The 10,919-nt window shown below is 51.1% G+C and carries 10 protein-coding genes; 6 read left to right on the top strand and 4 right to left on the bottom strand.

Features of this window, described 5'->3' with window-relative positions; all coding sequences use genetic code 11:
• Positions 1 to 286 precede the first annotated feature (286 nt).
• Positions 287 to 1,513 (bottom strand): adenosine deaminase family protein, encoded by a 1,227-nt coding sequence (locus tag R3177_RS09315; protein WP_318970763.1) that lies wholly within the window; start codon positions 1,511 to 1,513, stop codon positions 287 to 289.
• A gap of 189 nt (positions 1,514 to 1,702) precedes the next feature.
• Here R3177_RS09315 and R3177_RS09310 point away from each other — a divergent pair, with 189 nt between their 5' ends.
• On the top strand, positions 1,703 to 3,118 hold the full coding sequence (locus tag R3177_RS09310) for a diguanylate cyclase domain-containing protein (protein WP_318970762.1): 1,416 nt from the start codon (positions 1,703 to 1,705) through the stop codon (positions 3,116 to 3,118).
• A 46-nt stretch (positions 3,119 to 3,164) separates the two neighbouring features.
• Here the strand turns inward: R3177_RS09310 and R3177_RS09305 are convergent, their stop codons facing one another.
• Positions 3,165 to 3,872, bottom strand: a complete 708-nt coding sequence (locus R3177_RS09305; protein WP_318970761.1) for a TVP38/TMEM64 family protein — start codon at positions 3,870 to 3,872, stop codon at positions 3,165 to 3,167.
• 150 nt (positions 3,873 to 4,022) lie between these two features.
• Here R3177_RS09305 and R3177_RS09300 point away from each other — a divergent pair, with 150 nt between their 5' ends.
• The 5 genes from R3177_RS09300 (at position 4,023) to R3177_RS09280 (ending at position 8,901) form a co-directional block, all read left to right on the top strand.
• Complete coding sequence (locus R3177_RS09300) at positions 4,023 to 5,384, top strand: M24 family metallopeptidase (RefSeq protein WP_318970760.1); 1,362 nt, start codon at positions 4,023 to 4,025, stop codon at positions 5,382 to 5,384.
• A gap of 170 nt (positions 5,385 to 5,554) precedes the next feature.
• The gene (locus R3177_RS09295) at positions 5,555 to 5,950 is read left to right on the top strand and encodes a PA2779 family protein (RefSeq protein ID WP_318970759.1); all 396 of its coding nucleotides are present in this window, start codon (positions 5,555 to 5,557) and stop codon (positions 5,948 to 5,950) included.
• A gap of 6 nt (positions 5,951 to 5,956) precedes the next feature.
• Entirely contained in the window at positions 5,957 to 6,964 is a 1,008-nt protein-coding gene (locus R3177_RS09290) for a PA2778 family cysteine peptidase (protein WP_318970758.1), read from the top strand.
• Between the two features lie 90 nt (positions 6,965 to 7,054).
• A complete protein-coding gene (locus R3177_RS09285; RefSeq protein ID WP_318970757.1) occupies positions 7,055 to 7,558 on the top strand; it encodes a hypothetical protein in 504 nt (167 codons plus the stop codon).
• A complete protein-coding gene (locus R3177_RS09280) occupies positions 7,555 to 8,901 on the top strand; it encodes a GAF domain-containing protein (protein WP_318970756.1) in 1,347 nt (448 codons plus the stop codon). The genes R3177_RS09285 and R3177_RS09280 overlap by 4 nt, the downstream gene beginning before the upstream one ends.
• On the opposite strand, the gene R3177_RS09275 is transcribed toward R3177_RS09280, so the two are convergent.
• Together R3177_RS09275 and R3177_RS09270 are read right to left on the bottom strand one after the other, a co-directional pair.
• The gene (locus R3177_RS09275; protein ID WP_318970755.1) at positions 8,879 to 9,859 is read right to left on the bottom strand and encodes an alpha-ketoacid dehydrogenase subunit beta; all 981 of its coding nucleotides are present in this window, start codon (positions 9,857 to 9,859) and stop codon (positions 8,879 to 8,881) included. The genes R3177_RS09280 and R3177_RS09275 overlap by 23 nt on opposite strands.
• A gap of 22 nt (positions 9,860 to 9,881) precedes the next feature.
• Positions 9,882 to 10,919, bottom strand: a 1,038-nt coding sequence (locus tag R3177_RS09270; RefSeq protein ID WP_318970754.1) for a thiamine pyrophosphate-dependent dehydrogenase E1 component subunit alpha, incomplete at its 5' end; no start/stop codon positions are given.

Here is a 10,919-nt window from a genome sequence, read left to right as displayed (position 1 = left end):
GCTACCACTAACATCATATTGGCAACCAGGAACATCGTGATAAATACTAAGAATAAATCCATAACACACCTCCGGTAATTACCGTGGGTGTATCAACTCTCGTGCCAACTTTTATTACTGTTTTATATCAATATCTTAGAATATAAATAAGTCGCACTAACAGTTTTTTCCGCCAATAGTGTCTGCCATTAGCGACACTATTGGCGACGCATACCAAAAACCTCTAAATATCAACAATTTAAGCTGTATGCAATTTGCGACACAAGAATTAAGTAATTGTTTTAATTCAAATAAACCCATACTGCTGGGCAACCCGATCAAAGTAATCGAGGCAGGTCTTAGCGTACTGGCGTTTCTCAACATAGCTACCCGGGAAGAAACTTTTCTTAAACCCGTAAGCCACCATATCTTTTAACCGCTTCAGTGGAATATCAAAATTATCCAGCGCCAGCTGATATTCATTGCAGACAGTGGTGTTTGACACCAGCCGGTTATCGGTGCAGATAACCGTCGCCATCCGGTTATCCAGCATTGCTTTAAACTGATGCTGGCGAATATCGGTCAGCTGCGGGTTAGTTTGCAGGTTACTGGTCAGGCAGACTTCAATGGCAATCCGTTTATCGGCAATATAGCTGGCCAGATTACGAATATACGCCGCCTTATCGATAATCTCGGGACTATGGATCATCTCAGGGATAAACATTGAATAGCCGTGACCAATCCGGTCTGCATAACATTCCGTAATGGCTTCGAACACACTCTCGGCACCATAGGCTTCGCCGGCATGCAAGGTTTTCAGCATGAAATGCTGATGAGCGTACTCATACACTTCTTTAAATTTACTGGCCGGATATCCTGACTCCTGTCCGGCTAAATCCAGACCGACAATTGGCATGCCTTCCTCATCGCGCAGCCTGACACTGGCCCGTACCAGCTCCATCGCGGCCAGTTTAATTACATCCATTGGCGCAAAATCGCGCATCAGCTGGAATAAGTTGGTGTAATAAGGCGAAAATCCTTTATCACCAAACATTCGCATCGCACAATTTATAATACCGTAACCAAAAGGAGGCTTATTGCCGCTAAGTACTGCTTCGGTGCCATTATACTCATCCCCAGCCCGCTTTAAGCCCCGGTTAACCGCATGCATCACCTGATCAAAGTCAATACCACGGCTCAGGTCGATCAGCAATTGCGGTGCAAACCGTACTTCAATGTAATTAACACCTTCCAACTGGTTATCAACGGCCAGTTCATACGCAGCCTGTTCCAGATTTTCGGGGTCCCGCAGCACGGCACAGGTATACTGAAAACAATGCAGATATTCCCCGAGATTCTGGTATTTATCTTTAAATACCCGCTGCTTTAAACCATCGACACTCTGTGCTGGCAGGGTAGTGCCAGTGCGTTTAGCCATGTCAATCAGGCTGTCCAGCCGCAGGCTGCCATCCAGATGCAGATGCAAATCAGATTTCGGCATGGCTTTAATAAAATCAGCAGAATAACGCGGCATAACAGCTCCTTTCAGTTTTACTGAGCATAGTGTATCGCAAAATAGCCGCACCGGCTTGTCGTTGCGCGTCGCCGTAAATATTGCAGGCTATTTTGTAACCCTAAGCGTATATTGGATAAATACAACCGGACCTGATTTTTCAGTTTCACTGGTAATAGCGGTACTAAAAATTCATAAGGGAAAATCGTTATGCCACACAAAGCGACGTTAACAGATGAAGAGAGCCGTCTGGCCGCGCTGCATGAACTTGGCTTGATCAACAGTCAACCTGATGAGCGTTTTGACCGCATTACCCGCCTGGCCAAAGCGTTATTTAACACCGATATCGTGCTACTGACGCTGGTCGATAAACGGACTCAGTTCTTTAAAGCCCGTCTGGGTACCTGTCTTGAAGGAACTGCCCGCGACATCTCGTTTTGTACCCATGCAATTTCAGAGAAAGAGCTTCTGATTATTCCCGACGCCATGCAGGACCCACGCTTCGCTGATAACCCGCTGGTAACCAAAGAGCCCTTTATCCGTTTTTATGCCGGGGCCGTAATCCGCAGCTATGCCGGTTATGCCCTTGGCACTCTGTGTTTAATCGACAGTAAGCCCAGAACGCTGACCCCTAACGAGCAGGCATTATTACTTGATTTGGCCAGAAGCGCAGAAACCGAGCTTCAGTTATATTACCTAAGAACGTTACAGGCTGAGAATCAGAGGCTGGCCTGGATTGCTGAGCAAACTGCTAATGGTGTGGTTTACACCAACACTGAAAATGAAATGGTCTGGTGTAACAGGGGTTTTTGCAAACTAAGTGGCTACTCTCAGCTGGAAATTACCGGTAAAACCCCATTGGCCGTATTTACCGGGCCTGACACCAACCCGGCTACCATTCAGCGAATTCAGCAACTGGTCCGGCAGCAGCAGCCCATCAATGCCGATATCTTGTATTACAATAAACACATGAAGCCTATCTGGGTGCATGTTTACGCGGAACCTTTATACGATGAGCAACAGCGCTACACTGGCTATATCTCGATAAACAGCGATATTACTGACAGAGTTGGTAAGTTACTGGAAATGGAGCGCTTAGCGAATTTAGACCCGTTGACCGGCCTGCCCAACCGTCGCTATTTTGAAGCAAAGCTAAATGACGGCCTGGCTAAACTGGTCAATAATAAACGCAGCCACGCCGAACTGGCGCTGTTTATCATTGATTTAGATGGCTTTAAAACAGTAAACGATACCTATGGCCATGCAACAGGCGATCAGGTTTTAGCTGATTTAGCCAAACGTTTAAAAAATGTCGTCCGCGAAACAGAGTCGCTGGCCCGCTTAGGCGGAGATGAATTTGCGGTGCTGGTTAATATTTCTGATGACAATGAAGTCAGCGCCATCGCCGAGCGGATATATCAGGTTGTCCGGCAACCTCAGAGTATCAGCCAGCAACCAGCGCAAGTTACAGATTTGACAGTAAAACTGGATATGAGCATCGGCATTGCGTTAGCACCCCGGCACAGTCAGCAACCGCACCGTTTATTTGAGCTGGCCGATCAAGCGATGTACCGGGCTAAAGCCGCCGGCCTCCCTTTTATGGTGTACTCTGACAGTAACCGTTAATGCGGTTCAGGTACCCGACTATCCCCGGGCATCAAATCCGGAGTTGCTAACGGCTGCTGCGCCGTCTGATATATTTTTTTAACCAACGCGGCGCGTACAGGATAATCAACACAATCAGCGCGATTACACTGACACTAACCACCACGTCTTTTGTATCGGTACTTTGTAACAGGGCATTCAGCTGGCTGCCGGCAAAATTTACCAGCGCAATACCCGGTATAATACCAATCGCGGAGCCGGCCAGATAAGGCCAGAACCGGATATGGGAGGCGCCAGCCATAATGTTGGTCAGCGTAAAGGGCGCCAGCGGTAAAATGCTGATAACAATCATTGTCCGGATACCGCGATCACCAATATAGCGTGAAATGTTAAGCAAACGTCTGCCGCCAAACTGCAACAGCGCTTTTTGTCCGGTCAGCCTGCCGATTTCATAACTGACCATTGCTGAGACCAGTGTCCCGAGCGTGGCATAACAAAATCCCCACCACGGGCCATACAAAAATCCGGTCAGCACCACCAGAATCGTCAATGGAAACATCAGAAGTAGCAGCACCACAAAAACGGCGACAAGCAGTGGCCACAACCATAACTCGCCGTGCCAGCCGGCAGCTGTGGCAATGACCTGCTTTGTTTGCTCCACTGACAACCAGTCTGAATCCCAGGCAAACCGCCAGCACAGGGCGATTAGCAGCAAAAGCAGCAACAAGCCACCGAACAACCATAAGGGACGTCTGCTGTTGCCTGCAATACTCATCGCTAACGGGGCTCCGGAAATAACTGAATGTAATAGATTATATGATAAATCTGCCGGGTGTTATCACTATAGCAGGTCAGGATTGAAAAATTGCAATTTGCGCTTTTCTGCATTAAAACAACCTGTCGAAGCTACTAAACAGGCATATTCATGAGAACGCTTTTTAAATCAGTTGCATTAGCGGCAGTTTTGCTGCCCCCTCTGGCTCAAGCCAACCCGGCTCAGTTCAGCCAGAGCCGGGTGCTAACCGCTGCCAGCGATTATCAGATACTGAGCCCACGGCAGCGGGTGGCGGTGGTCAACCGCCTGACCGAGCATCGTTTAGCGAAGCTGCTGCCGCAATTAATGGCTGAATCCGGTATCGATATGTGGCTGGTGATTAACCGCGAGTATGCTGAAGATCCGGTGTACTTCACACTGGTACCTCAACCTTCCTTTGCAGCACGGCGCACCACTATGCTGTTGTTTAACCGCCTGGCCGATGGCCGCGTCGAAAAGCTGTCCGTTAACCGATACCCGCTTGGTGCGCCTTATGAATCAGCCTGGGCAGGCGGGAATTTAACTGAGCAATGGCAGGCACTGGCGGCAGAAATTATTAAGCGTCAGCCACAAAAAATAGCAATCAATACGTCAGAGCACTGGCCTGTTGCCGACGGCCTGACAGCAGGCTTACATCAGCAAGTACTGAAGGTGCTGCCGGCAGAGTATCAGCACCGGCTGGTATCAGCTGAGCAGCTTGTCGTGCGCTGGCTGGAACAGCGCACTGAGGAAGAGCTTGAAATTTATCCACAGGTTGTCAGTTTGGCCCGGGCAGTGATTGCTGAAGCGTTCAGTAACAAAGTCATTACCCCCGGCGTGACCACAACTGATGATGTTGCCTGGTATTTACGCGAGCGTTTCGCAAAGCTGGAGTTACCAGTATGGTTTATGCCCTACGTTAACCTGCAGCGCCAGGGGTTGGCCTGTGCGGACGATAATCCGTTCTGTGGCAGTAGTGGCGTTATTCAGCGTGGAGATGTGTTGCATACTGATGTCGGTATTTGTTACCTGACCCTTTGCACCGACACCCAGGAAATGGCTTATGTGCTGCATAATCACGAAACTGAAGCACCTGCGGGGCTACAGGCGGCGCTGGCTACCGGTAATCGCTGGCAGGACATATTAACCGCTGAATTCAAAGCCGGTCGCAGCGGTAATGCGGTGCTGGCAAACACCATCAAGGCAGCCAAACGCGCTGGCATAACCAGCAGTACCTATACCCACGCGCTGGGCTTCGTTGGTCATGCGCCCGGCCCTACTATTGGTATGTGGGATAATCAGGGCCCTACTGCTGTGCAAGGCGACTGGCCGCTTTATGCCAATACAGCCTATGCCATAGAAGGCAATATCAAACAGCGGGTACCAGAGTGGGATCAGACCGTGCAAATTAAACTGGAGCAAAGCGCTTATTTTGATGGCCAACAGGTTATTTATCTGGCGGGCCGGCAAACCCAGTGGCATCTTATCAGGTAGTTATTCCTATCAGCACTGATCGCCACCGGCAGCAAACGGCTGCCGGCTGTTTGCAAAGATAAGATGAACCGGCTATGCTTCAGAGGCATTGCATAGTTAATATTCAACAACTTAGCAGTTATCTAGTGACGACGTTTGCCCTGTAAACAAGAAATAAGGATGTATTTATAATGAACAGACTTTTAAAAATCAGTTTGGCAAGTGCAATTACGCTCGTTGGTACCGTATTTTTCGGTAGTAGTCAGGCAACGGCGGCGGTTTACGGCTCTGATCAGGTCATTGCAGACCAGCAGCATCAATATACCAAGCAACAGGTGCTGGCGTATGTTGATACCGCCGAAGTGCAAAATAAACTGATTGAACTGGGTGTCAGCCCGGCAGATGCCAAACTGCGTATTGCCAGTATGACCCATGACGAGCTGGAAGCCTTTAACAATCAACTGAACGAGATGCCCGCTGGCGGGATAGTCGGTACAATCGTCACGGTTCTGGTCGTTGTGGCGGTGCTCGATTTAATGGGGATCACTGACGTTTATCCGTTTATCCGCCCGGTCGGCGGCTCTTAGTTCTTTATGCGCTTAGGATGGCAAACCGGCCGCTCAGCTGGTTTGCTGGCCGTCTTACTGGCTGTTATGCTAAGTACGCTTACAGCCTGCCAGTCGCCACCTCAAACCCGGCAATTACTGACGGCGCCCCCGGCTATAACCCGCACGCATACTATTGCTCAGGTGCCCTTTTACCCGCAGCAGGCATTCTTCTGTGGTCCGACCACCTTAGCGGAGGTCGCCGGGTTTTATGGGGTCAACAGCAGCCCGGCTGATATTGCTCCGGCCACTTTTACCCCTGGCCTGGAAGGCACCTTGCAAATTGAAATGGCAGCGGCTACCCGACAATTAGGGCTGGTGGCCTACCAGCAACGCGCGACGCTGAGCCAGTTACTTAGCCTGGTTGCCGAGGATATTCCGGTTATTGTCTTGCAAAATAATTCTATTGCCTGGTTACCGCAGTGGCATTACGCCGTGGTTATTGGTTATGACATCGCCGCAAAAGAAGTTGTTTTACATACCGGAGTAACTGAAGCGCATCGCCTGAATTTTGCTACTTTCGAACGCACCTGGCGCCGCGCCAATTACTGGATGCTGGCCATGTTACCGCCTGGCAAAAGCAGCCCGCAGCTTGACCCTTTTATTTTTACCAAAGCCTGTCAGGATCTTATTAATACCGGCCAGACAGATGCCGGTATTGCTGCCCTAAAAACGGCGACAGTGCAGTGGCCTGAGTACTGGTTGCCGTACTTTTTACTGGGTAATTATTATTTTTCCAGTCAGCCGTTAATTGCTGCTAACTGGTTTGAACAAGGCCTGGCCAGTGCCGGGCAACAAGTACCCTACCTGAACAATTATGCGGTGCTGTTAAGTCAGCTTGGTTGTCATCAGCAAGCAACAGCCTTAATTGCTAAGGCCCTGCAACAGGCACCTGCCAATAGCATGCTGCTCGATAGTCAGCAGCAAATTTTCACCGCCTTGCAATCTGCTGATACTGCTGTTGCTCAGTGTCAGTTAACTCCTGCAGCACAGTAGCGTCTAAATGCTCAGATAGCGTTATCAATCTGATTGCCAGGCGTTAGTTTTTTGCTATGCTTGCTTCGTCATACTGTTGTGAGCTTATTCATGACACAAAACCTGATGGATACGTTAATTCTGGATGAATCACTGGCCGCTTTTTTACAGGGTCCGGTTTTTATTAATATTGCTGCTTGCACTGCTGCCAGGGTGCCAACCCTGATGCGCGGCTATGGCTGCCAGGTTTCTGCAGACAGGCGCAGCGTCACTGTCTTTGTATCAGCAGCGCACTCAGCGTCCTGGCTACTGACTTTCACTCCCCAGACGGTGCTGGCGGTTGCCTTTTGCCTGGGCCGCACCCATGAAACCTTTCAGCTTAAAGGGGCAGGTACCTGCATTTCGCCAATATCCGGCAATGATCGCCATTTTATCTCCTGCTACCTCAGGGATATCAGAAAAGAGCTGCTGGTGCTTGGTTACAGTGCCAGTTATTCCGAGGCCGCCATCTCTGACGGGCACGGAGAGTTGCTGGCAGTCACCTTTTGTCCCTCAGCCGTGTTTAACCAAACTCCCGGTGTCAGCGCCGGTCAGCGCCTGGTGCCTCAGCCATGAAACTGACTTTACAGGCACTTCGCCGATGCTTTGAGGGCGCAGTACCGTCGGCCCTTGCCACCTGTGATGTCGACGGTATACCCAATGTCGCTTATCTTTCGCATGCCCATTATATTGATGATGACCATCTGGCTTTGTCTTTTCAGTTTTTTAATACCACGCGGCGTAATATTCTGGCTAATTCTCTGGCGACGCTGCAGGTCATTGATCCCCTGACCGCTGCGATTTATCAGATTGATCTGAAGTACCTGCATACCGAAACTTCAGGCCCGTTATTTGAATATATGAAAGCAAAACTTGCCGGGATTGCCTCCCATGCCGGCATGAGCAAAATATTTCATCTGCAGGGCTCAGACGTATACCGGGTTCTCGATGTCAGATTTAAATCCGGCAGCAACATGACGCCGGATAGCAGCAGTGTCAGCCTGGTTCCGGCACTGCGCAGCAGCATTAAGCGACTGGCTGCCTGTAAAGATATTACCAGCTTGCTGGATGAGACACTGGCATGCCTGGAGTCAGAGTTTAAGATGCCGCACGCTATGCTGTTAATGCACGATCAGAGTGCCGGCAAATTATATACCCTGGCCAGTCGCGGTTACGACGTGTCAGGCGTCGGCTCAGAAATCGCGCTGGGGGAAGGCATAATTGGCGTCGCTGCCCGCGAGGGCATTCCTGTCAGGATAGGCCATATGGCACAGGAGTATCTGTATAGTCATGCGGTTCGGCAGAGTTTTTTACAAAGTCAGGAAGCACCTGAACTTGAAACCGAAATTCCGCTGCCGGGCCTGGCGACCTCCCGTAGCCAGTTAGCGGTGCCGGTCATTCATCAGCAACGCCTGCTGGGTGTGTTATATGCTGAGAGTGTTGAAGAGATGCGTTTTAGCTGGGAAGATGAAGACGCACTGCTGATCGTTGCTGACTTTCTGGCTCAGGCTTTATCTCTGCAGGAATATAACAGCGAGCCGCAGGCCGAGCTGCTTACTGATATGCCGCCGGTTACCCTGGCAGCAGGTAAACCGGCAACGATAGATTATTATGTCGCGGATCACAGTGTGTTTATTGACAATGATTACCTGATTAAAGGCGTAGCCGGCGCCATAATGTGGAAACTGCTGCGGCAACATATTCAGTGTGGCCGTACTGAATTCAGTAACCGGGAGCTGCGACTGGATAGTTCGCTGGGCCTGCCGGATATCGGCAATAATCTGGAAGCCCGCCTGATATTACTGCAACGGCGCCTGGCTGAGCGCTGTTCTTTTCTGAGCATCGACAAAGCCGGCCGCGGACGCTTTCGCTTATCCGTCAGCCGGCCGTTATATCTTAAGCAAATTGGCGGCAACTGACCGGCATCAATTCCGTCACTGCGCCAACGATTGCATCAACCTGCGGTACAGCGGCCTGCTCAAGTACCCAGGACGACGCGGCGGGTGCATCAGGTCCGGTCAGTCGGATCACCGGCGAGCGTAACGCGGCAAACGCCTTGGTTGCAGCCAGGGCAGCAATTTCGGCAGCGACGCCACATAGACCGCTGGCTTCATGCACTATGACTAAGCGTCCGGTTTTACTTACCGAGCTCAGTATCGTTGCTTCATCCAGCGGCTTTATGCTACGCAAATCGATGACCTCAGCCGAAATATGCTGTGCCTGCAGCTGGGCGGCTGCCTCCAGGCACAGGCCAACGGTTTTGGCATAACTGACTAAGGTAACATCAGTGCCCGGACGCCTTATAGCCGCCTTGCCCAGTGGCACGAGATAGTCGTCGTCATCCGGCACCTCACCTTGCTGGTGCAATAAGCCAAGATCGGTGAAAAACAACACCGGATTGTCATCGCGAATCGCCGACTTGAGCAGGCCTTTGAAATCAGCGGGCTCAGAAGGCATCACGATTTTTAACCCCGGAACATGCGCAAATATCGCCTCCAGATTATGATTATGCTGACCGCCTACACACCAGCCGCTACCGGTTAAACTCATGGCCACCAGCGGGAAACTGAACTGGCCGTTGGAAATATAGCGCAGCTTACCGGCACTATTGACCAGCGCATCCATCGCGTAGGTCAGAAAAGGCGCGAACAGTAAGTCGATCACGGGTCTCAGGCCGCTGGCAGCAGCACCTACAGCGGTACCGCCAATAACTGCTTCCGCCAGCGGCGTATTTCGAACACGCAAGGTGCCGAATGTCTGTACCAGGTCGCGGCGCTTGGTCGCCACCCCCTCACCAAGCAATAATACACGGCCATCACGGAGCATTTCTTCGTGCAATGCCTGATAAATAGCCTGCTCAACCGTTAAACGTGCCATCTTGATATCCTCCGGACCACTTTCAGGCGTAGACATGTTCTGTTAATTGTTGCGGATCGGGCCATTGGCTCGCGCTTGCAAATTCAACTGCGGCAGCGATCTGGTCACTGACCTGCTGCGTTATCGCGGCTAACTTGCTTTGCTCAAGCAGGCCGTGCTGCTGTAATTGAGCTGTGTAACGGCTAATCGGGTCACGCTGGCGCCAGTAAGCCAGCTCGGCAGTATCGACATAGGCCTGATCGTCCGGTTCAAAGTGACCGCGTTGCCGGTAAGTAACAAGCTCCAGAAACTGCGGCTGACTGGTGGCCCGGATCGTTGCTACCGCCTGCTTTGCTGCAGCATAAACAGCCTCGACATCATTGCCATCGACGCTGATAGTTGGCAAACCATGGCCAAGAGCCCACTGCGAAATAGCATTGTCAGCCATGGTCTCAAGCCGGTGGACAAAGGCCTGCCACTGATTGTTTTCACAGACAAACAACAAGGGTAATTGCCACTGCACCGCCAGATTTAACGCCTCGTGAAATATGCCTTCACATGCCGCGCCGTCACCAAAAAACACAGTAACGATACCGCCATGCTCACCCTGTCCCATCGACTGCGCCAGAGCCACGCCGGGGGCCATAGCCAATTCACCGCCGACGATGGTCGACGTCAGTACCACTCCCAGTTCTCTGACAGAAATATGTAAACTGCCACTGCGACCGCCACAATAACCATCAACCCGTCCCATCACTTCGGCCATCAGCCGGCCGGGTTCAGCACCACGGGCAAGCAAATGCGCCGCACTGCGATGATTGGTCAGAATTTTATCGCGGCTATCAAGCGCGCTTATCACCCCTACCGCACAGGCTTCCTGACCAACACTGGTGCAGGACCCCGGAGTACCGCTGGTTTGCAACCGGGCTAACTGTTCTTCATAAGCACGGATTAGCATCATTGTTTCGAGCAGACGCACGCGCTCGGGCCCCGTGTCCGGGACCGGTGAACTGAATGTACTTTCCATCTGAAATTCTCTTACTGGGTTAAACTGCTGATGTTTCACGCCACAGCGCCAGCT

Origin of the sequence: Arsukibacterium sp. (assembly GCF_033722355.1) — a bacterium.
GTDB lineage: Bacteria > Pseudomonadota > Gammaproteobacteria > Enterobacterales > Alteromonadaceae > Alishewanella.
Note: the sequence above shows the minus strand (reverse complement) of the source record. Positions and strands in the feature narration are given on the sequence as shown.